This is a genomic window from Meinhardsimonia xiamenensis (assembly GCF_900102905.1).
Classification (GTDB): Bacteria; Pseudomonadota; Alphaproteobacteria; order Rhodobacterales; family Rhodobacteraceae; genus Meinhardsimonia; species Meinhardsimonia xiamenensis.
The window spans coordinates 619,439-640,525 of record NZ_FNFV01000001.1 but is presented as its reverse complement, the minus strand read 5'-3'; the positions used below and the strand labels follow the sequence as shown (position 1 = coordinate 640,525).

The 21,087-nt window shown below is 68.8% G+C and carries 21 protein-coding genes; 15 read left to right on the top strand and 6 right to left on the bottom strand.

Features of this window, described 5'->3' with window-relative positions:
• Window positions 1-25: 25 nt before the first annotated feature.
• Together BLQ14_RS15360 and BLQ14_RS03075 are read left to right on the top strand one after the other, a co-directional pair.
• Complete coding sequence (locus tag BLQ14_RS15360; protein ID WP_170068388.1) at window positions 26-181, top strand: hypothetical protein; 156 nt, start codon at window positions 26-28, stop codon at window positions 179-181.
• A gap of 79 nt (window positions 182-260) precedes the next feature.
• Complete coding sequence (locus BLQ14_RS03075; protein ID WP_092498008.1) at window positions 261-1,076, top strand: Hint domain-containing protein; 816 nt, start codon at window positions 261-263, stop codon at window positions 1,074-1,076.
• Between the two features lie 34 nt (window positions 1,077-1,110).
• On the opposite strand, the gene BLQ14_RS03070 is transcribed toward BLQ14_RS03075, so the two are convergent.
• Window positions 1,111-1,611, bottom strand: a complete 501-nt coding sequence (locus BLQ14_RS03070) for an Lrp/AsnC family transcriptional regulator (protein WP_092498006.1) — start codon at window positions 1,609-1,611, stop codon at window positions 1,111-1,113.
• Between the two features lie 200 nt (window positions 1,612-1,811).
• Here BLQ14_RS03070 and trxB point away from each other — a divergent pair, with 200 nt between their 5' ends.
• From trxB to BLQ14_RS03035, 7 genes are all read left to right on the top strand, one after another.
• On the top strand, window positions 1,812-2,783 hold the full coding sequence (gene trxB, locus BLQ14_RS03065) for a thioredoxin-disulfide reductase (protein ID WP_092498004.1): 972 nt from the start codon (window positions 1,812-1,814) through the stop codon (window positions 2,781-2,783).
• A gap of 190 nt (window positions 2,784-2,973) precedes the next feature.
• Complete coding sequence (locus BLQ14_RS03060; protein WP_092498002.1) at window positions 2,974-4,680, top strand: bifunctional sulfate adenylyltransferase/adenylylsulfate kinase; 1,707 nt, start codon at window positions 2,974-2,976, stop codon at window positions 4,678-4,680.
• A gap of 128 nt (window positions 4,681-4,808) precedes the next feature.
• Entirely contained in the window at window positions 4,809-5,687 is an 879-nt protein-coding gene (locus BLQ14_RS03055) for a TIGR01459 family HAD-type hydrolase (RefSeq protein WP_092498000.1), read from the top strand.
• A gap of 216 nt (window positions 5,688-5,903) precedes the next feature.
• Window positions 5,904-6,347, top strand: coding sequence for a MaoC family dehydratase (locus BLQ14_RS03050; protein ID WP_092497998.1), 444 nt, complete (start codon window positions 5,904-5,906; stop codon window positions 6,345-6,347).
• A 40-nt stretch (window positions 6,348-6,387) separates the two neighbouring features.
• Entirely contained in the window at window positions 6,388-7,329 is a 942-nt protein-coding gene (locus BLQ14_RS03045; protein WP_092498372.1) for a bifunctional riboflavin kinase/FAD synthetase, read from the top strand.
• 21 nt (window positions 7,330-7,350) lie between these two features.
• Window positions 7,351-7,848, top strand: coding sequence for a YcgN family cysteine cluster protein (locus BLQ14_RS03040; protein WP_245656880.1), 498 nt, complete (start codon window positions 7,351-7,353; stop codon window positions 7,846-7,848).
• Window positions 7,845-8,906: a threonine aldolase family protein gene (locus tag BLQ14_RS03035; protein ID WP_092497996.1), complete on the top strand. Its 1,062-nt coding sequence runs from the start codon at window positions 7,845-7,847 to the stop codon at window positions 8,904-8,906. The genes BLQ14_RS03040 and BLQ14_RS03035 overlap by 4 nt, the downstream gene beginning before the upstream one ends.
• Window positions 8,907-9,077: 171 nt before the next feature.
• On the opposite strand, the gene BLQ14_RS03030 is transcribed toward BLQ14_RS03035, so the two are convergent.
• Window positions 9,078-11,381 carry a cytochrome P450/oxidoreductase gene (locus tag BLQ14_RS03030; RefSeq protein WP_092497994.1) on the bottom strand — a complete coding sequence of 768 codons (2,304 nt, stop codon included), beginning with the start codon at window positions 11,379-11,381 and terminating at the stop codon, window positions 9,078-9,080.
• 5 nt (window positions 11,382-11,386) lie between these two features.
• Window positions 11,387-11,599, bottom strand: a complete 213-nt coding sequence (locus tag BLQ14_RS03025; protein ID WP_092497992.1) for a DUF2905 domain-containing protein — start codon at window positions 11,597-11,599, stop codon at window positions 11,387-11,389.
• 391 nt (window positions 11,600-11,990) lie between these two features.
• Here BLQ14_RS03025 and BLQ14_RS03020 point away from each other — a divergent pair, with 391 nt between their 5' ends.
• Together BLQ14_RS03020 and BLQ14_RS03015 are read left to right on the top strand one after the other, a co-directional pair.
• On the top strand, window positions 11,991-13,721 hold the full coding sequence (locus tag BLQ14_RS03020) for a type I secretion system permease/ATPase (protein WP_092497990.1): 1,731 nt from the start codon (window positions 11,991-11,993) through the stop codon (window positions 13,719-13,721).
• Between the two features lie 52 nt (window positions 13,722-13,773).
• The gene (locus BLQ14_RS03015; RefSeq protein ID WP_170068387.1) at window positions 13,774-15,045 is read left to right on the top strand and encodes an HlyD family type I secretion periplasmic adaptor subunit; all 1,272 of its coding nucleotides are present in this window, start codon (window positions 13,774-13,776) and stop codon (window positions 15,043-15,045) included.
• Window positions 15,046-15,178: 133 nt separating this feature from the next.
• Here the strand turns inward: BLQ14_RS03015 and BLQ14_RS03010 are convergent, their stop codons facing one another.
• The gene (locus BLQ14_RS03010; RefSeq protein WP_245656878.1) at window positions 15,179-16,540 is read right to left on the bottom strand and encodes a polysaccharide biosynthesis/export family protein; all 1,362 of its coding nucleotides are present in this window, start codon (window positions 16,538-16,540) and stop codon (window positions 15,179-15,181) included.
• Between the two features lie 3 nt (window positions 16,541-16,543).
• Complete coding sequence (locus BLQ14_RS03005; protein WP_092497986.1) at window positions 16,544-16,903, bottom strand: rhodanese-like domain-containing protein; 360 nt, start codon at window positions 16,901-16,903, stop codon at window positions 16,544-16,546.
• Between the two features lie 331 nt (window positions 16,904-17,234).
• Here BLQ14_RS03005 and BLQ14_RS03000 point away from each other — a divergent pair, with 331 nt between their 5' ends.
• From BLQ14_RS03000 to BLQ14_RS02990, 3 genes are all read left to right on the top strand, one after another.
• Window positions 17,235-17,936: a LuxR family transcriptional regulator gene (locus BLQ14_RS03000; protein WP_092497984.1), complete on the top strand. Its 702-nt coding sequence runs from the start codon at window positions 17,235-17,237 to the stop codon at window positions 17,934-17,936.
• 104 nt (window positions 17,937-18,040) lie between these two features.
• Window positions 18,041-18,694: an acyl-homoserine-lactone synthase gene (locus BLQ14_RS02995; RefSeq protein WP_092497982.1), complete on the top strand. Its 654-nt coding sequence runs from the start codon at window positions 18,041-18,043 to the stop codon at window positions 18,692-18,694.
• Window positions 18,691-18,918: a hypothetical protein gene (locus tag BLQ14_RS02990; protein WP_092497980.1), complete on the top strand. Its 228-nt coding sequence runs from the start codon at window positions 18,691-18,693 to the stop codon at window positions 18,916-18,918. Before BLQ14_RS02995 ends, BLQ14_RS02990 begins: the two co-directional genes overlap by 4 nt.
• 67 nt (window positions 18,919-18,985) lie before the next feature.
• Here the strand turns inward: BLQ14_RS02990 and ychF are convergent, their stop codons facing one another.
• Window positions 18,986-20,083, bottom strand: coding sequence for a redox-regulated ATPase YchF (ychF, locus tag BLQ14_RS02985; protein ID WP_092497978.1), 1,098 nt, complete (start codon window positions 20,081-20,083; stop codon window positions 18,986-18,988).
• A 205-nt stretch (window positions 20,084-20,288) separates the two neighbouring features.
• Here ychF and trpA point away from each other — a divergent pair, with 205 nt between their 5' ends.
• Entirely contained in the window at window positions 20,289-21,080 is a 792-nt protein-coding gene (gene trpA / locus BLQ14_RS02980; RefSeq protein WP_092497976.1) for a tryptophan synthase subunit alpha, read from the top strand.
• Window positions 21,081-21,087 lie beyond the last annotated feature (7 nt).

Sequence of the window (21,087 nt, the reverse complement as noted above, 5' to 3'; positions counted from 1 at the left end):
GGGACGAGACACGAAGGGAAACGCCATGAAGACGAAGAAGCGCAGCTGGATCAGGTCCGCGATCAAGGAAGCGGAAAACTGCGACTTCCAGATGCCCTGGGCCCGCGGCGCCCGGCGCGAGGCCTTCATCTCCCGGCGCCGCGCCCAGGCCCTGGCGCGCACACCGCGCGCATCGGCCTGAACGGGGATCCGGCGGGGCGCGGCTTGCCTGAGCAGCCCGTGGCAGGTGACCCCGCCCGCAACGACGGAGACCGGCACAGATGACCTACCCGCACCGACCCGCGAGAGGAACCAACCTTCCGGCCACCACTGGCAAGGCGGGATCTGGACCGGCGCCATGGACTGTCCGCCCCATCGGCGCCTCGGGGTCGGGCCTGCCCCTCGGGCAACCTTCGCGGCGCTACGAGATCCTCGCGCTCGACCGCAAGGGCAACCTGGTCGACGAGATGCGCGCCGCGCCGGCGCACCCGGTCTTCGACAGCGCCTTCACCGCCATCGCCCGCGGCGCCCTGGTGATGACCGAAGCGGGGCCCATGGCGGTGGAAGATCTGGTGCCGGGCATCAAGGTGGAAACTAGCGATGCCGGCCTCCAGACGCTGATGTGGCGGGGGGCTGCGCTGATCCAGCCACGAATGAAGGACGGCGTGCCGCAACCGGGGCTGTGGCGCATCCCGATGGAAAGCTTCGGCCCCCAGCGCCCAGCGCCCGACCTCGTTCTTGGCCCCGGCGCGCGGCTCGTCTGGCGCTCACCCGAGCTGATCGAACGGGTCGGCACCAAGGCGGCGCTGGTGCCGCTCCCTGCCTTCGACGACAGCTTCAGCGTCGTGCGAATCGCGCCCGCCTCGCCCGTACGCGTCTTTCATCTCGGTTTCCGCCGTCATCACATCATCGCCGTGAACGGGATCGAGATCGAAACCGTCCATCCCGGCCCCGATGCCCTCGCCCGCATGGGCACGGAAGTGGCGCGGATCTACCTTTCGCTCTTCCCGCACTTCGAGCATCTGTCGGACTTTGGCCCGCTTGCCCTGCCGCGTCTGGGTCGCGACGCGGCCGAAGCGCTTCTGCACCTCGGCTGAACGCGCAACGCGTCAGGCCGCGCGCTTTTTCGCCTCAGGCCTCCTGAGCGAGCCTCTCCTCGAGCACCTCGAAGGGCACGCCGGGCAGATCCTTCGCGTCACGGATCACGAGCGAGGTCTTGACGCTGACGACATTCTCCGCCGCCGTCAGCTCCTCGGTGAGGAAGCGCTGGAAGGTGGAAAGATCGGGCGCCACGCATTTCAGCAGGAAATCCACCTCGCCGTTGAGCATGTGGCATTCGCGAACCAAGGGCCACTCGCGGCAGCGCTGCTCGAAAGCGGTGAGATCGGCCTCCGCCTGGCTCTGAAGCCCGACCATGGCGAACACCGACACTTCGAAGCCCAGCTTGCGGGCGTCGATATCGGCGTGATAGCCGCGGATGTAGCCCGCCTCCTCGAGCGCGCGGACCCGGCGCAGACAGGGAGGCGCCGAGATGCCGACGCGGCGGGCCAGCTCGACATTGGTCATCCGCCCGTCGGCCTGCAGTTCGGCGAGAATCTTGCGGTCGATCGCATCGAGCTTGTGGCCGGCCATCAGCCTGTTCCTCCGAAACCTCAGGAGACTGCGAAACGGCGCGCATCAACGCAACATTGTTTCGCTTTTGCGCAATTTTGTTATTCCAACTTCCCGCCAGACGCAAGCCGCGGCGCATCGCCGCCATGGGGCGGGGGCGGGCTTTCGCAGCACGCCGCGCGCCTCTATATGGAATGCCACACGACATTCGGGGGTGCGCCATGGGCGAGACACGACATGCGAAGGTTCTCATCATCGGCTCCGGACCGGCCGGCTACACGGCGGGCATCTACGCCGCGCGCGCCATGCTGGAGCCCGTGCTGATCCAAGGCATGCAGCCGGGCGGGCAGCTGACCATCACCACCGAGGTCGAGAACTGGCCCGGCGACAAGGAAGTGCAGGGCCCCGAGCTGATGGCGCGGATGGAGGAACATGCCCGCGCCATGGGCACCGAGATCATCGCCGATCACATCAACAGGGTCGATCTCAAGACGCGCCCCTTCACCGCGGTGGGCGACAGCGGCACGACCTACACGGCCGATGCGCTGATTCTCGCCACTGGCGCCCAGGCGAAGTGGCTCGGCCTGCCGAGCGAGGAGAAGTTCAAGGGCTTCGGCGTGTCCGCCTGCGCCACCTGTGACGGATTCTTCTACCGCGGTCAGGAGGTGGTCGTGGTGGGCGGCGGCAACACGGCCGTGGAAGAGGCGCTGTTTCTGACCAATTTCGCCACCAAGGTCACGCTCATCCACCGCCGCGACGAACTGCGCGCGGAAAAGGTGCTTCAGCAGCGGCTCTTCTCCAACCCCAAGATCGAGGTTCTGTGGAACCACACGGTGGAGGAGATCCTCGGCACCGAAGACCCGAAGGGCGTCGAGGGCGTGCGGGTGAAGAACGTCAAGACCGGCGAGGTCAGCGAAATCCGGTGCAAGGGCGTCTTCATCGCCATCGGCCATGCGCCCGCCTCGGAACTGGTGAAGGATCAGCTCGAGACGCACATGGGCGGTTACGTCAAGGTCGAGCCCGGCACCACCAGGACGTCGGTACCGGGCGTCTTTGCCGCCGGTGACCTGACCGATCACGTCTACCGTCAGGCCGTCACCTCGGCCGGCATGGGCTGCATGGCCGCGCTCGATGCCGAACGCTTCCTCGCCGAACGCGGCATGGACGCGGTCGTGACCGAAGCCGCCGAATAGCGCCCCGCATCGCCTCTCGACAGCCGGCGCGGTGCGCAAGCCGCGCCCGAGATGCCACGCATGCGCCATTACGGGGGCAGTGCTGCCGCAAGGGCATTGAACCTCGTCTGCCCGGCGGGCTATGGGAAGCACCGCCGCCCGGTGGGCCGTGCCGCCGGCAAGAAGCAGAGAGACAAGCCCCGAGATGAGAATGCAATTGGCAAATCTGGCTCCGGTGCCGGAGCTTTACGTGTCCTGGGACAGCGCCCAGAAACTGAAGATGGAAGCCGCCGGGCTGGCAAGCTGGGATTTGACCCCGCGCCAGATCTGCGATCTCGAGCTTCTGATGAACGGCGGGTTCTTCCCACTCAAGGGTTTCCTCGGCGAGGACGACTACGAAAGCGTCGTCGAGACGATGCGCCTTGCCGACGGCACGCTGTGGCCGATCCCGATCACGCTCGACGTGAGCGAGGAATTCGCCAAGTCCATCGAGCTTGGCCAGGACATCGCCCTGCGCGATCAGGAAGGCGTGATCCTCGCCACCATGACGGTGACCGACCGCTGGACGCCCGACAAGCGGCGCGAGGCGGAGAAGGTGTTCGGCGCCGACGATATCGCCCACCCGGCGGTCAACTACCTGCATCACACCGCGGGCAAGGTGTATCTCGGCGGCCCGGTGACCGGCATCCAGCAGCCGGTGCATTACGACTTCCGCGCCCGCCGCGACACGCCCAACGAGCTGCGCGCCTTCTTCCGCAAGCTCGGCTGGCGGCGCATCGTCGCCTTCCAGACGCGCAACCCCTTGCACCGCGCCCATCAGGAGCTCACCTTCCGCGCCGCGCGCGAGGCGGAGGCGAACCTGCTGATCCACCCCGTCGTCGGCATGACCAAGCCGGGCGATGTTGACCATTTCACCCGCGTGCGCTGCTACGAGGCGGTGCTCGACAAGTACCCCGCCGCCACCACCCACATGAGCCTTCTGAACCTCGCCATGCGCATGGCCGGCCCACGCGAGGCGCTCTGGCACGGGATCATCCGCCGCAATCACGGCTGCACCCATTTCATCGTCGGCCGCGACCACGCCGGCCCCGGCAAGAACAGCCAGGGTGACGACTTCTACGGGCCCTACGATGCGCAAGAGCTCTTCCTCGAGCATCAGGAGGAGATCGGCATCGAGATGGTGCCCTTCAAGCAGATGGTCTACGTGCAGGAGAAGGCCCAGTATTTCCCGGCCGACGAAGTGCCGGAGGGCTGCACGGTGCTCAACATCTCCGGCACCGAGCTCAGACGCCGGCTGCGCGAGGGGCTGGAGATCCCCGACTGGTTCTCCTTCCCCGAGGTGGTGGAGGAGCTGCGCCGCCGCTTCCCGCCGCGCCACAAGCAGGGGTTCACGGTGTTCTTTACCGGCCTGTCCGGTTCGGGCAAGTCGACCATCGCCAACGCCCTCATGGTCAAGCTGATGGAGATGGGCGGCCGGCCGGTGACGCTGCTCGACGGCGACGTGGTGCGCAAGCATCTCTCCTCCGAGCTCGGCTTCTCCAAGGAGCATCGCGACCTCAACATCCGCCGCATCGGCTTCGTCGCCTCCGAGATCACCAAGAACGGCGGCATCGCCATCTGCGCGCCGATCGCACCCTATGCCGCCACCCGCCGCGCCGTGCGCGAGATGATCGAGCAGTACGGCGCCTTCGTGGAGGTGCATGTGGCCACCAGCCTCGAGGAGTGCGAACGCCGCGACCGCAAGGGCCTCTACAAGCTCGCGCGCGAGGGCAAGATCAAGGAGTTCACCGGCATCTCCGACCCCTACGAGGTGCCCGAGAACCCCGAGCTGCGCGTCGATACCGAAGGCGTCGATGTTGACACCTGCGCGCATCAGGTCCTTCTGAAGCTTGAGCAGATGGGCCTCGTCGCGGTCTGAGGCCGCGGTCAGCGCCGCGCCGCATGGCGCGACATCCGCCCGGTCCGGCGCCATTCGGAGGCGCCGGACCGGGGCGCAAACGCATCACCCGCGCCGCCGCGCCGGCGCGCCCATAGCGACGGGAACCGATGACCGAAATCGTCCACGCACTTGCCGACATCTCCGCCCCCTATGAGGCGCTGTTCTGCGATCTGTGGGGCTGCGTGCATGACGGTCTGCGTGCCTTCCCGCAGGCCGTTGCCGCTCTCGAGGCCTTCCGCAGGAATGGCGGCGCCGTGGTGCTGCTGACCAATGCCCCACGCCCCCGCGCCGAAGTTGAACGCCAGATCGCCGGCTTCGGCGTGCCCGACAGCGCATGGGACGTGGTCGTGACCTCGGGCGACGCGGCGCGGGTGGCGCTCTATTCGGGCGCGGTTGGACGGCGGGTGTTCCACATCGGCGAGCCGCGGGACCTGAGCTTCTTCCAGCCGCCGCGCACGATGCGCAACCCCATCGAGATCGAGCGCGTGCCGCTTGAACAGGCCGAAGGCATCGTCTGCACCGGCCCCTTCGACCCCCACGCCGACCCGGCCACGCTGCGCCCGCAACTGCTATATGCAAGGGAAAAGGGCCTGAAGCTTCTCTGCGCGAACCCCGACATCGTCGTCGACCGCGGCGACAGCCGCGAATGGTGCGCCGGCGCCGTCGCCCGCCTTTACGAGGAGATGGGCGGCGAGGTGCTTTACTTCGGCAAGCCCCATCCGCCGATCTACGAGCTCGCGCGCCAGCGCCTTGCCGAGATCGGGCGCGAGCCTGCCCTCGCGCGCACTCTCGCCATCGGCGACGGCATCGAGACCGACGTGCGTGGCGCCTTCGGCGAGGACATCGACGCGCTCTTCATCACCGGCGGACTCGCGGCGGCGGAAACCGGCACGCCGCCGGGCGGCGACCCCGACCCGAAGAAACTCGCCGCCTTCCTCGCGCGCCATCAGCTCGCGCCGCGATTTGCCATGGGTTTCCTGCGGTAAACCGGTGCGCGCCACGCGGCATGTCATCCTGGTGCAAATACCCCGGGGTCCGGGGCGGAGCCCCGGTCACGCCGCCCCATTGTCGCGCAGCAACTAAGTTTCAGAAATCCACCGTCACACGCCATTAAATTTCCCGTACGCATTGCGCGTGCTGCATTGCCGCGTTATGCTGCAGCGCAACATCAGGCGCAGCTGTTCCTCATGGCGGAGACGGAAATGCTCGATAACCTGCCGCGCGGCACCATCTGCATCGAGGATCTCGAGATCGGCATGAGCCGGTACGTGCAGAAACAGATCACCGACCGCGACATCGAGCTGTTCGCCGAGGTCTCCACCGACCGCAACCCGGTGCACCTTGACGACGCCTACGCGATGGACACCCGCTTCGAGGGCCGCATTGCCCACGGGATGCTGACCGCATCGCTGATCTCGGCGGTGATCGGCGAGCAGCTGCCCGGTCACGGCTCCGTCTACATGCGCCAGGACCTGACCTTTCTCGCGCCGGTGCGGCCGGGCGACACGGTGCGCGCGGAGGTGACGGTGGCCGATATCGACCACGCCCGCCGCCGGGTCACCCTTGATTGTCGGTGTTCGGTGGGCGATACGGTCGTGCTGAAGGGCGAGGCGCTGGTGCTGGCGCCGAGCCGCAAGTTCGACTGAGGTCTCGCGGGCGGCCCCCGCGCACGCAGTCCGGGGGATGATGCGGATCTTCGAGCACTGGAAACTCGAGCCGGAGCAGCGTGAGGGCGCGGCCGCGGCAATCGGCAATTTCGACGGCGTCCACCTCGGCCATCAGGCGGTGATCGATCTTGCCCGCGGCGAGGCCCGGCGCCGCGGCGTTCCCCTTGGCGTGGTCACATTCGAGCCGCACCCGAGAGAATACTTCGCCCCGTCCGCCCCGCCCTTCCGGCTGATGAATGCCGAAACCCGCGCCCACCGGCTGGAAAAGCTGGGCGTCGACGTGCTCTATCAGCTTCCCTTCGGCGCCGAGCTCGCCTCGCTCAGCCCCGAGGCCTTCGCCCGCGAGGTCATCTGTGCCGGGCTTGGGCTCTCGCATGTGGTGGTCGGGCGGGATTTCCATTTCGGCAAGGGACGGGCGGGCAATACCGCCGACCTGCAGCGGCTTGGCGCGGAACTCGGCTTTGGCGTGACGGTGGCCGAGCTGGTCACCGGCCCCGGCGGGCTCGAGATCTCCTCGACCGCCATTCGCGAGGCGCTGAGCGCGGGACGGCCGCGCGAGGCGGCGGCGATGCTCGGCCACTGGCACCGCATCGACGGGCCCGTGCTGCATGGCGACAAGCGTGGCAAATCCCTCGGCTTCCCCACCGCCAACATGTCGATCGAGCGGCTGCACCCGCCGCGCTTTGGCGTCTATGCGGTTCTCGTCGATGTTCTCACCGGCCCCTGTCGCGGCAGCTACCACGGTGCCGCCTCGATCGGCATCCGCCCGATGTTCGGCGGGAGCCACCCGAACCTGGAAACCTTCATCTTCGACTTCGAGGGCGACCTTTACGGCGAACATCTCTCCGTGGGGCTGGTGGAGTTCCTCCGCCCCGAAGCGCGCTTCGAGAGCATCGAGGAGCTCATGGCGCAGATGGCGCAGGACTGTGCCGCGGCGCGCGCAATTCTGGAAGCTCTGTGACCCGCTCCAATGTGCCCCGCGATGGCTGGCAACCTGCGCTCCATGCGACGTGACCCGATCAACCGTGAGGGGCTGCGCCCGCGCTTCTGGGAACGGGTCCCGCTTGCGCGCATGACCAGGGCCGAATGGGAGGCTCTGTGCGACGGTTGCGGGAAGTGCTGTCTCAACAAGCTCGAAGACCCTGACATGCGCGAGGTGGCGCTGACCCGCATCGCCTGCCGTCTCTACGACGACGAGACCTGCCGCTGTGCGCATTACGAGAACCGCCGCCAGATCGTGCCCGACTGCGTGGTGCTCACCCCGGAGAATATCGCGCGCAATGCCTACTGGATGCCCGCGACCTGCGCCTACCGGCTGCTTTGGGAAGGCCGGCCGCTCCCCGACTGGCATCCGCTCATCTCGGGTCGGCCCGAGTCGGTGATCGAGGCGGGGGTGGCTGCTCATCGCTGGACGCTGCCCGAACTCGACGTTCCCGAGGAGGAGTGGGAAGATCACATCATCGAGGAGCCCGGAACATGAACTTCGCCTCCGACAACACCTCCCCCGCCCACCCCAGGGTCATGGAAGCGCTGGCGCGCGCCAATGAGGGTTACGCGCCATCATACGGCGAAGACACGCTGACCCGCGCCGCGGAGGCGCGCATCAGGGACGTCTTCGAGGCGCCGGAGGCAACGATTGCCTTCGTTGCCACGGGCACGGCGGCGAATGCGCTTTCGGCGGCGCTTCTCTGCCCGCCCTGGGGTGCGCTCTATGCGCATGAGGGGGCGCACATCTTTTATGACGAGTGCGGCGCGCCCGAGTTCTACACCGGCGGCGCCAAGGTGGTGCCGGTGCCGGGCGCGCACGGGCGCATCGACGCAGACGCGCTCGCCGCCGCCATCACGGCACAGATGACGGGCGATGCGCATTCCGTGGTTCCCTCGGCGCTGTCCATCACCAACGCCACCGAGGCGGGAACCGTCCACCGCCCGGAGGACGTCGCGCGGCTTGCCGCCGTTGCCAGAGCCCGCGGGCTCGGCGTGCACATGGATGGGGCGCGGCTTGCCAATGCGCTTGCCGCGAGTGGCGCCGCACCGGCGGAAATGACGTGGAAGGCCGGGGTGGACGTGCTGAGCTTCGGCGGCACCAAGAACGGGCTGATGGCCGCCGAGGCGGTTGTGGTCTTTGACGGTGCACGGGCCGAGTCGCTGCCCTTCCGCCGCATGCGCGCAGGGCATCTGTGGTCCAAGCACCGCTTTCTGGCCGCGCAGATGCTGGCCTATCTCGACGGCGGGCTGTGGCTCGAGCTTGCCCGCGCAGCCAACGCGATGGCCGCGCGACTTGCGCAGGGGCTTGCGAGGCTTTCCGGAGTGGAGCTTCTGCACCCGGTCGAGGCCAACGAGGTTTTCGCCGCCTTCCCGCGCGCTGCGCATCGCAAGCTGCGTGAGGCCGGCGCGGCCTATGCGCTCTGGCCCGAGACGCAGAGCCTTGAGGGCGTGGCAGAGGCGCCGCTGAGCGCGCGCATGGTGGCGAGCTGGTGCACGCAGGAGGAAGAGGTCGATCGTTTTCTCGAGGTGCTCGCCAACGCGCTGGGCTGACCCCGTTGGAAGCGGGAGCGGCTCTCATCATGAGACGAGGGTCGCGACCGCCCGGGCGGGTGCGAGAATCGCGCCCGCCAAGGGGGCGGGCGGGCGCGGCCCGGCGCTGACGCACCGGGCAGAAAAGCTGCAAGGGAAAAGACGCAGAATACTTTCAGGCGGCGAGGTGTGTCACAGCCCCAGCACGATCCGCCTGCCCTTCGCCCGCGAACAGCAGGTCATCATCCGGTCGCCGCGGGCGCGTTCGGCCCTCGAGAGCACGCGGTCGCGGTGGTCGATCTCGCCCTCGACGACGCGCGCCTCGCAGCTGCCGCACAGCCCCTCGCCGCAGTCGCTCTGGATGTCGATGCCCGCGCGCCTGAGCGCGGCATAGAGCGTCTCGTCAGCGGCGACCTCAACCACCAGACCGGAATCGGCCAGCACCGCCTCGAAGGCATGTTCCCGCGCCGGATCGAGCGTCGCCGCGCCGGTGGTGAAATACTCGAAGTGCAACGCCCCCTCGGGCCAGCCGCGGGCAAGCTCCCGCAGCGCATCGAGCATCCGAGCCGGCCCGCAGGCATAGACCTGCTCGCCTTCCGTCACGGCGGCGAACTCGCCCGCAAGATCAAGTCGCGTGCCCTCGTCGCTGACATGCAGCTGCGCGCGTGGCCCGTGATCGGCAAGGACGCGATCGAGAAAGGCCATGCGCGCGCGGCTCGGCCCGCAGTAGTGCAGCGTGTAGTCGCGGCCGAGTACCTTCAGCCGGTCGGCCATGGCGAGGATCGGGGTGATGCCGATGCCGCCTGCGATGAGCCGGTAGCGCGCCGCGCTCTCGTCGAGGCGGAAATGGTTGCGCGGCCCGGCCACCTGCACCTCCGCCCCCTCGCTGAGCGCGTCGCAGAAATGGCGTGAGCCGCCGCGCCCCTCCGCCTCGCGCAGGATGGCGATGCGCCAGCGCCCCTCCTCGCCCGGCGCCGAGCACAGCGAATACTTGCGCCGAAAGCCGCCCGAGACGAGATCGACGTGCGCGCCTGCGCTCCAGCCGGGCAACGGCCGGCCGCGCGGATCGGCCAGAAGGAAGCTCTTCACGCCCTCGGCCTCCTCGCGCGCCTCCACGATGACCACCCGGCGCAGGATGTTCTCCTTCACCGGCGCGCCGATCGGGAAGCTCACCGCCCGCTCGCGCAGGGCGGGCTCGCGCCGCTCGGGGTTTTCGGCCGGATCCCATTCCACCAGAAGGCTCTTTGGGCCGCGGAAGGCGATGTTGCACAGCCCCTCGAAGCTCTGACCGGGCTTGAGCCGCATGTGCGGCAGGCGGCGGGTGAATTCGTCGAGAAACACCCGCATCTCCATCCGCGCGATGTTCTTGCCCATGCACTGGTGCGCGCCATAGCCGAAGGAGAGATGCTCCACCGCATTGTCCCGGAAGATGTCGAGCTCCTCGGGGTTTTCCCAATGGCTCTCGTCGCGGTTGGCCGAGGCCATGACCAAGAGAAGCCGCCCACCCTCGGGGATGGTCACGCCGCCGACCTCGGCCTCGCGGGTGGCGATCCGCCGCCAGGCGATGATCGAGCCGCCCATGCGCAGGCATTCCTCCACCGCGCTGGGGATGAGGCCGGGGTTGGCGCAGAGCTCCTCCCAGGCGTCGCGCCGCTCGAGCAGGAGCCGGAAGGCGTTGGCGGTGGCGAGCGTCGTGGTCTCATGCGCGGCGACGAGAATCGCCATCATCATCGAGCGCATGTAGCTCTCGGGCACGATGTCGGGGTGGCGGAAGTGCTGGCGCACGGTCTCGTACATCCAGCCCTCGCCCGACGGATCGGCAATCATCCGGTCGAGAATGGCGTTGGCCTTCTGCCAGAAGCGGCCGACATTCTCGGCGATTTCGCGCTGCTCCTCGGGCGTCGGCCGGCCCCAGGTGTTGAGCGTGTGGGCGGCGGCGAAGCGGGTAAGCTCATCGGCATCTTCCTCCGCGACGCCGAGGAAGTGGAGCGCCACCTTCAGCGGCACGTCCCTGAAGATCTCGGCCACCAGATCGGCATGGCCCCGGTCGATGAAGCGGTCCATGTGCGCGCGGGTGAGGCGCCGCACCATGGGCTCGTGGCGCGCGAGCCGCTCGGGCAGGAAATCGGCCATCAGGAGCCGCCGGCGCTCCATGTGATCGGGCTCGTCCTCGTTCACCATGGTGCGCTGGAGATTGTAGCCGTAGCGCTTCAGGATCGCCTGCACCTCTTCGGTGGGCGGGGTGATCTTTTCGAGCGCGATTCGCGGGGAGAAGGTGATGTTGTCGCGGAAGACGGCCTTCACATCCTCATGGCGCGTGACCACCCAGTAGCCGATGTCGGGGGCATAGAAGACCGGCTCCTCGGCCCGCGCCCAGGCAAGCGCGGCGGCCGGATCCTCCTGATAGGGCCGCTCGAAGGGGCGGAAGGCGGCCGCGCGCGGCGAGATCGGGCAGCCGGTGGGAGAGCGCAGCGGGGTTTCGTCACCGTGGGCCATGGGGGCTACCGCCCGACGATCCAGAGAATGAGGTTCAGCACCACACTCAGCACTACCGAGACGAGAATGGCGCTGACGATGGGGATATAGATGCGCGCGCCGCCCCTCTCGATGACGATGTCACCGGGCAGGCGGCCAAGGCCGAGCTTCTGCACCAGCGGCCACAGAAGCCCGGCGAGGATGAGAATGATGCCAAGCGCGATCAGAAAACGGGACATGTGCCGCGCGCCTCCCTGTTTCAGCCTGCGATAATCCTGCGCGTTGCCGGCCGGATGTAAAGCCCGCCGGTCCACGGGGGCGCAGCCGCCCGCCTGCCAGCGCGCGGGCCGCATCAAGGGAATCTTCACCTGCGGCGTGGACAGTCCCGGCAGGGTCAGGCGGCGCAGCCGGGCCGGCGGCCTTCGATCACGGCACGGCGTGGCGCCCGGCGCCGGCCGGCCCGCAACGGGGAGAGGCGGCATGCCGCAGTATCGTGATGCAACGAGCCGAACATCCCGCCCACAGGCACTCACACCGCCTGCCGATGCCACCGGCCGCGCGCACCGGGGCTGAACTGCTCATGGGCGGTGTCACTGCACGCGCGCGGCGCCCGGCCGGAGGAGCGGCGCCATGACGGTGGCCAATATCGCCACCGGCCGGGAAGAGCTCGCCAGGGTCATGCGCGCAGCCACGCCCCTCATCATATTCGCGGCGGTGGCAAGCGCCTTCGTCAATCTGCTCATGCTGACAGGCCCGCTCTTCATGCTGCAGGTCTATGACCGGGTGCTCACCAGCCGCTCGGAGGAGACGTTGGTGACGCTGACACTTCTCGTCGCCTTCCTCTTCGTGATCATGGGCCTGCTCGACTGGGCGCGGGCCCAGGCGATGGCGCGCGTCGGCGCCCGCTTCCAGTCCTGCCTTGACGGGCGGCTGTTCGACTCAACGCTCGCGAAGGCGGTCAGTGACGCAGACCGGACGTCCGGGCAGGCACTCTCCGACCTTGCGGCGGTTCGGCAGTTTCTCTGCGCGCCGGTGCTCATCGCCCTCTTCGACATGCCCTTCGCGCCGCTCTTCGCGGTGATGATCTTCCTCTTCCATCCGCTGCTCGGCATGGTCGCGTTCGCCGGTGGGGGCATCCTGATCCTCATGACGGCGCTCAATCAATGGACAACACGCCGGCACGGCGCGAAGGCGCTCCGCGCTGCCTCGGAGGCCGAGGCGCTGGCGGCCGGCTTCCTCACCGGGGCTGAGGCCATTCTCGGCATGGGAATGGGCGATGCCGCGCGGGAGCGGTGGCAGCGATTGCGCAGGCGCGGCCTGTGGCATTTCATCGCCGCATCCGACCGGGCCGCGGCACTCGGTGCGGCGACCAGATCGTTCCGCCTGTTCCTGCAATCGGCGATGCTGTCGGCGGGTGCCTGGCTGGTTCTGCATGAACAGTTGAGCGCGGGCGCCATGGTGGCCGCCTCCATCCTGCTGGGCCGGGCGCTGGCGCCGGTGGAGCAGCTTCTCGCGGGCTGGCCGCTGGCACAGCAGGCTCTTGCCGGATGGCGCCGGCTCGCACGACAGCTCGCGGCGACGCCGCGCCGGCCGCCCCGCACCCGGCCGCCCGTGCCGCGGGCGCGGCTCGGCGTGCGTGATCTGGTCGTCATCCCTCCGGGGGAGAGGCGGCCGGCGCTTTCGGGCATCACCCTCGAGCTCGAGCCCGGCCAGGCGCTTGGCGTGATCGGCCCGAGCGCGGCCGGCAAGTCGACGCTGGCGCGGGCCGTCGTCGGGCTGTGGCCCGCCAGCGCCGGCCGGATCGTGCTCGATGGCGCCGGGCTTGCCCAGTACCCGCCCGACGCGCTCGGTCGCCACATCGGCTATCTGCCCCAGTCGGTGCGGCTGTTTCGCGGAACCATCGCCGAGAACATCGCGCGCATGGCCCTCTGTCCCGACCCGGAAGCGGTGGTGGCGGCTGCACGCATGGCCGGGGCCCACGAGATGATCACGGCCTTCGACGAGGGATATGACACGTTGCTCGGCGACGAATCGCGCCTGTCAGGCGGGCAGCGCCAGCTCGTCGGTCTCGCCCGGGCGCTTTACGGCGCGCCGAAACTCCTCGTTCTCGACGAACCGGACGCCAACCTCGACAGTGTCGGCAGCGCGCGCGTGAACGCCGCCATCCGGGCGATGAAGGAACGGGGCGGCGCCGTGATCGTGATTGCCCACCGGCCTGCCGCGATAGCCGAATGCGAGCTGCTGCTGACGCTGGATGCCGGGCGGCAGAGGGCATTCGGCCCGCGCGAGTGCGTTCTGGGAGAGCAGGTGCGCAACAGCGCGGAGCCGCGCGCACGGCTCACGCCGGTGGCCCGGCCATGACATGGGCGGGCGCGTCATGACCAGCCGCCGGGCAGGGCCATGGTCGGCGCGAATGCCTGTCACGCTGGGCCTCCTCGCGATGGTGGCGCTGGTGCTGGGCCTTGGCGCCTTCGGCGTCGGCGCGGGCATCGAGGGCGCGGTGCTCGCACCGGGCACTCTTGGCGTGGAGAACCATCGCCAACCCGTCCAGCATCAGGAGGGCGGGACGGTGGCCCGCCTGCTGGTGCGCGAAGGCGATCGCGTGGCAGCGGGCCAGCTCCTGCTGCAACTTGACGGCGCTGCACTCCGCGCCGAGCGGGCCATCATCCTCTCCCAGCTTGATGAGGCGCGTGCCCGCATGTCCCGCCTGCGCGCCGAGCGCGACGGGCTCGATGCGGTGGCGTTTCCGCCAGAACTCGTCGCCGCCGCCGGCGGGGATGGTGAGGTGGGCGAACTGCTGGAGGGACAGCGCCGGCTCTTTGCCGCGCGCCGGGCATCGAATGCCCAGCTTCGGGCCCGGATGGCCGAGCGAATCAGGCAGCTTGAAAACCAGAGCCGGGGCCTCGCCGCCCAGCGGGAGGCGGTGCGCCAGCAGATGAGCCTTCTCGAGAAGGAACTCGCCCGGCTGCGGCTTCTCCTCGGCAAGGGGCTTGCGCGGTCCTCCGAGGAACTGGATCTGCGCCGCGAGCTTGCGCGGCTTGCCGGCGCGCTCGGCGCGCTTGATGCCGACATCGCGCGCACCGGCGGGATGATATCCGAATCGCGGCTCGAGCTCGTTCGCATCGAGAGTGCGCAGCGCGAGGCAGTCATCGCCGAGCTGCGCGATCTCCGCCTCGCGGTGAGCGAGCTCGAGACGCGGCGCCTTGCGCTCGACGAACGCCTTGCCCGGCTGGACATCCGCGCACCGGTGCCGGGCGTCGTGCACGGGCTGGGCGTGCACGGCGCGGGCGCGGTGGTGGCCGCGGCCGAGCCGATCCTGAGCATCGTGCCCGACGAGAGCCCGCTCGTGGCGCGCATCCGCATTTCCACAGAGGCGGTCGACGAGGTCCACGCGGGACAGCCGGTGACACTGCGGTTTCCAGGCCTCGACCAGCGGATGACACCCGCCATCACCGGCATCCTTGCCCGCATCTCGGCCGACGCCTTCTCCGACGAGGCGCGCGGCGCTTCCTACTACGCCGGCGAAGTCACGCTGGGCCCGGCCGAGACGTCACGGCTCGGCGATGTCCGGCTGGTGCCCGGCATGCCTGTGGAGGCATTCATCACTACGGAAGCGCGTACGCCGCTTTCCTACCTGCTGCGGCCGATCGGGCGCTATTTCGCCCGAGCCCTGCGCGAGAGGTAGGCACCGATGAGGGCAAGGTAACGCCCGCCGCCGCCGCGGCCCGCGGCGAGGGGAGCGGCGACAGGCGCGCGCCGCGCGCAAGAGAGCGCCGAGAGCGCGCGCCCCGGCCGGCCCGCCGCGACCCTGCGTTGCCTCAGTTGCTCGCGGCGGAAACACCCGAGGTGATCAGCGCCGGAACGAACTGCCTGAGCACGCGGTGCCAGCGGGTGATCGGCTGTTCGGCGACGAAGATCACGTCATTGGGCCGGAGCTCGAACCGCGTGGCAAGCACGAGATTCGCCGCATTGCGCGCGTCAAGATGCCAGGCCGTCACGCGCGATCCATCCGCCGTTTCGGCGCGCAGCACGTAGATCTGGGAGGGATTGCCCGTTTCCGTGGGCACCCCGCCCTCGCCGAACAGCGCATCGGCAAGGCTCGCCTGCCGCTCGAAGGGCAGCGCAAATCGCCCCTGCGCCGCGACCTCGCCGGCGAGATAGACGTGATCGCGCGGGACCGCATCGAGCTCGACACGGGCAAGGAAATTCCGCCGCGCCTCTTCCAGCGCCGCGCGCCGCCTGCCGATTTCCGCCTCGAGCTCGGCGAGCGCCCGCGCCCGCACCTCCTGGCGCAGCTCGGCCAGGCGGATCTGCTGCTCGAAATAGGCCCTCGCCCGCTCGAGATCGTAGCCCTCGTCCACGAAGATCACATCGCCCGCCAGAACCGGCAGCGCCGCGACGGAGGCATTGTGGCCAATGTCGGAAAGCGGGATCTCGTACAGGCGCCCGTCCCGGAAGAGACGGACCACCGCGAAACGCTCGTCCACCTGCTCGACGCCGCCCGCGGCGGCGAGGACCTCCGCCAGCGTCGGGCGCTGCAGGCCGATGGCAACGGCACGCGGCGCGCGCACCGCCCCGCCCACCACAGCGCGATGCGCCCTGAACTCGGCAACCTCGAGCCGCGCGGCCGGATCGAGGCCGGCTTCCAGGAGGGCGCGGGCAAGCTCCTCCTCGGCTTCGGCAATGGTCCTGCCCACCACCGCCACACGCCCGACGGAGGGTATGGCGATGGACCCGTCATCCTGAACCGTGTAGCGCGCCCGCGGTGCGGCACCGCCGGTCTGATCCGGCGCCGCACCGGGAAGGCCGGTGACCAGAAGCACATCGCCGACGCCGAGCCGGTATGGCGCGTCTTCCACCCTTGGCGGCAGCCGGGTGCTCACCGGAGCCGGGATCTCTTCGGGCGGGACGGCGGCCTCGGGCAGCGCGCCGGCGCCGCGCCACTGGCCGCTTGCACCCGCGAGCGCGGCGAACGCTGCCGGCAGGGTGCGCGGCCGGTAGGGCACGGCGTTGGCCCTCGGCAGCGTGACGGGCGTGACCGGGACCACCTGCACCTCCACCGGCCCCGCCGCCTCGCGCACATCCGGCGACACGTATGCCGCGCCGCAGCCGGTCAGCAGCGCGACGCCCGCAGCCACCAGCCACCGGACCAGCCTTGTTGCCGCCGTCGGTCCCGTCACTGGTCAGGCGCCTCCCGCCGCTCCACGGCCGGTGGGCTGCCGCTCCCCGTGCAGGACCACCGGCAAGCCCTGACGCGCCCACTCGATGATGCCGCCCTCGAGGTTGACGGCATTGTCAAAGCCCTGCGCCCACAGCGCCTCGCCGATCTGGCGCGACCGCCTCCCCGACCGGCACGCCCACACGATCGGCCTGTCGCGCGGGATCTCGTCGAGCCTGTCCTGCGCCTCGGACAGCGGCAGGATCAGCAGCGCCTCCACGTCATAGGCGGCCGCGGCAATCTCGTCGCGCTCGCGCACGTCAACCAGAATGGCGCCGGCCCGCAGCATCTCCATGGCCTCCAGCGGTGTCTTCCCCGGCAGCATGGCTCGCCCCGCAATCGTCAATGATTCGGAATGCGTTCTTAGCAGGGACGTGGCCGCAAGGGCATATCCCGCGCGAGAAAAGGCGCCGGAGGCCCGCCGGTGTCACATTTCGGCCAGACCGCGAGCATGAAAGGCGCCACTCGCCTCAGTAGCGACTGGAATCGCACAAGAACATGTCCAAATCATAGGCAAGACAATCCGGGAGGGACCTGCCCTTGCGCTGCCCGGATCGGGCCCCTCGGCGCCTCCGTCAAGGCCTCTGTCCGGGCTCTCGACCTTTACGGACGGGCAGGTTATCCTGACCTTTGGCGACCGAGTGGGAAGTGCGCCCATGGACCTGATCGATCTGAGCACGGTTCCCGGCACCGATGACAGCTTCCTGCGCTTCATCAACGAGCTGTGCCAGGAATTCGAGCTCGATCACGCCTCCTATGCCACGGTGAATCCCGTCAGCGGATCGGTGCAGGGTTACGCGAACTACCCCGAAGGCTGGCGGATGCACTACATGCGACACCAGCTTCACCGCTTTGACCCGGCGCTTCATGTCGCCGTGCGCAGCATCGCGCCGGTGGACTGGAGCCGCTTCCAGCGTGACGAAAAGTTCGATCTCGTCTTCCGCCCCGCCAACGAATACGGCATCCGCCCACAGGGGATGACGGTACCGGTGCGGGGACCATACGGCGACTGCGGGCTGCTCAGCGTGACGCGCGATTGCGACGATGCCGAATGGGCGCTCCTGCGCAAGAAGATCATGACACCGCTGCAGGGCGCCGCGGTGCACCTGCACGACGCGGTCATGCAGTCGAATGTCCTCACACGGGCGCTCTACCTGCCCGCCCTGTCGAGCCGGGAGCGCGAGATCCTGCAGTGGATCGCGGCAGGCAAGACCCAGCAGGACGTGGCCGATATCCTCACCATTTCGGCGCGGACCGTGGAAGTGCATCTGCGCTCGGCGCGGGAGAAGCTCGGCGCGCTGACCACGCCGCAAGCCGTGGGGCGGGCCATCGGCCTTGGCCTGATCCAGCCCGGATAACGCCGACCGCTGCGCTCTGACGGCGCCAACTACGGGATTTCCCGTATGGTGGGAGCGAGAGGTTTCTCTCAAGCTCAACCATAGGGAAACTGGGAGTTGTCGCCATGATCATCGTGATAGACGGTCTCAATCAGGACGCCTTCTCGGACGTGCTCGAGGACGTCTTTCGCCTTCGCAAGCGCGTTTTCCATGACCGGCTCGGCTGGGAAGTGACGGTCACCAACGGCATGGAATACGACCGATTCGATGCGCTCTATCCCGCGCATGTCGTCTCGCTCGACGACGAGGGCAATGTGGTGGGCTGCATGCGCCTTCTGCAGACCACCGGACCACACATGCTTTCGGACGTGTTCTCGGCGATTCTCGACGGCGAGCCGCCGATCCGCAGCTCCACCGTCTGGGAGGCGACGCGCTTCTGCGTCGACATGAACCGGCTCAAGAGCGGGCGCGGGCGCAACACCATCTCCTATGTCACCTCGGAGGTGATGATCGGCGCCTTCGAGTATGGCATGGCCGCCGGCATCACCGATGCGGTGGCGGTGATCGACCCGGTGATGGACCGCGTGCTCAAGCGCGGCGGCAACGCGCCCTGCGGCTATCTCGGAACGCCCAAGCCGATGGGCAAGGTCACGGCTCTCGCCGCACTGATGGACGTGACGCCCGAGCGCGTGGCCGCCATCCGCAACTACGCAGGGATTCACCACGACGTATTCGTGGATGAAGACTCGCTGCGCAAGCAACGGGCGATGGCGGCATGACCAGGCGGGCCGATCGCGCCGGCGCCGCCCGACTGGGGCGGGGCGGCGCCTTCGCCACGCTGGCACTGGAGCAGATCCGCAATCCCGCGCTGAGAAGCTATGTGAGCGAACAGCTGAGCATGGCACGAAACGAACGTGACCTCGCGGCTGCGCTGATGATCCTGATCGAGAACATCGGCTGGGCCGATCAGGATGAGCAGCGCCGCCGCTGGGGACCGCACTGACCCCTTCTCTCCCTGTGCGCGGTCAGCGTCGCCGCCGGTTCTCATCACCGGCGGCGGCGCGCTTGCCTCAGGCGTTGAAGAGGAAGTGCATCACGTCGCCGTCCTGCACCTCGTAGCTCTTGCCCTCGATGCGCATCCGCCCGGCATCCCTGGCACCCTGCTCGCCACCACAGGCGACGTAGTCGTCGTAGGCGATGGTCTCGGCGCGGATGAAGCCGCGCTCGAAATCGCCGTGGATCACGCCCGCCGCCTGCGGGGCCAGCGTGCCAGCCTTGATCGTCCAGGCCCGCGCCTCCTTCGGGCCGACGGTAAAATAGGTGCGCAGGCCAAGGAGCGCATAGCCCGCGCGGATCAGCCGGTCGAGCCCCGGCTCCTCTAGCCCGAGCTCTTCGAGAAACATCTTCTGCTCCTCGGGGTCGAGCTGGGCGATTTCCTCCTCGATCTTGGCGGAGATCACCACCACGCCCGCGCCCTGCTCGGCAGCCATCTGGGCCACGCGCTCGGTGTGGGCGTTGCCCGTCGCGGCTTCGGCCTCGGAGACGTTGCAGACGTAGAGCACCGGCTTTGCGGTGAGAAGCTGGAGCATCTTCCAGGCCTTGGCGTCTTCCTCGGCCACTGGCACCGAGCGCGCCGGCCGCCCGGCCTCGAGCGCCGCCTTCGCCGCCAGAAGCAGCCGCTCCTGCTGCAGCGCCTCCTTGTCGCCGCCACGCACCTTGCGCGAGAGGTTCGCCAGCCGCCGCTCCACCGACTCAAGATCGGCAAGCATCAGCTCGGTCTCGATGGTCTCGGCATCGGCGATCGGGTCAACCCGCCCCTCGACATGCGTCACATCGCTATCCTCGAAGCAGCGCAGCACATGGGCGATGGCGTCAACTTCGCGGATGTTCGCCAGAAACTGGTTGCCCAGCCCCTCGCCCCGGCTTGCCCCCTTCACCAGCCCGGCGATGTCGACGAAGGTCATGCGGGTGGGGATGATCTGGCGTGATCCGGCAAGCCGCGCCAGGGTCTCCAGCCGCGGGTCGGGCACGGCCACGTCGCCGACATTCGGCTCGATGGTGCAGAAGGGAAAATTCGCCGCCTGTGCCGCGGCCGTCCGTGTCAGCGCATTGAACAGCGTGGACTTGCCCACATTCGGCAAGCCGACGATGCCGACCTTGAAACCCATCTCGTTCCCCCGGGGTGGAAATCGCGCGCCGCTGATAAGCCGGTGCCCCCCGCTTGGCAAGCAGCCGGCGCGCCTGTTGGCACCTGCAGAGATGGGAAGCGCCGCGCACCGGCGCAAGGCCACATCACCAGTGGCCGCGGGCGCTTGCACTTTCCGCCCGTTTCGCGGCAAATCGGGCGAGATCGAGGGGAGCGAGGGAGCCGCCATGACCCGCATCGACGAGACGTTCGCGAGGCTCAGGGGCGAGGGCCGCAAGGCCTTTGTCGCCTACATCATGGCGGGCGATCCCGACCCCGACACCTCGATGGAGATCCTGCGCGGCCTGCCCGCCGCTGGAGTGGACATCATCGAGCTCGGCGTTCCCTTCACCGACCCCATGGCCGACGGCCCCACCATCCAGCTTGCCGGCCAGCGCGCGCTGGCCGCCGGCCAGACGCTGCAGAAGACGCTCGACATGGTGGCCGAGTTCCGCCGCGAGGACGACGCCACGCCGATCGTGCTCATGGGGTATTACAACCCCATCTACAACCGCGGGGTGGACCGCTTTCTCGAGGATGCGAAGGCCGTCGGCGTGGATGGGCTCATCGTCGTCGATCTGCCGCCCGAGGAGGATGACGAGCTTTGCATTCCGGCGCAGCAGGCAGGGCTCAACTTCATCCGTCTCGCCACGCCGACGACCGACGACAAGCGCCTGCCCAAGGTGCTGACCAACACCAGCGGCTTCGTCTATTACGTTTCGATCACCGGCATCACGGGCGCGGCGGCGGCGCAAGCCGAGGAAGTCGCCCCCGAAGTCGCGCGCATCAAGGCGAAGACCGACCTGCCGGTGGTGGTGGGCTTCGGCATCAGGACGCCCGAGGCGGCGGAGGCCATCGCGCGCGTGGCCGATGGCGCCGTCGTGGGCTCGGCGATCGTGGCCAAGATCGGCGAGGGCCGACCGGTTGCGGAGGTGCTGGAGTTCGTGCGCACGCTGGCCGAGGGCGCCCATCGCGGGTGAGAGAGGG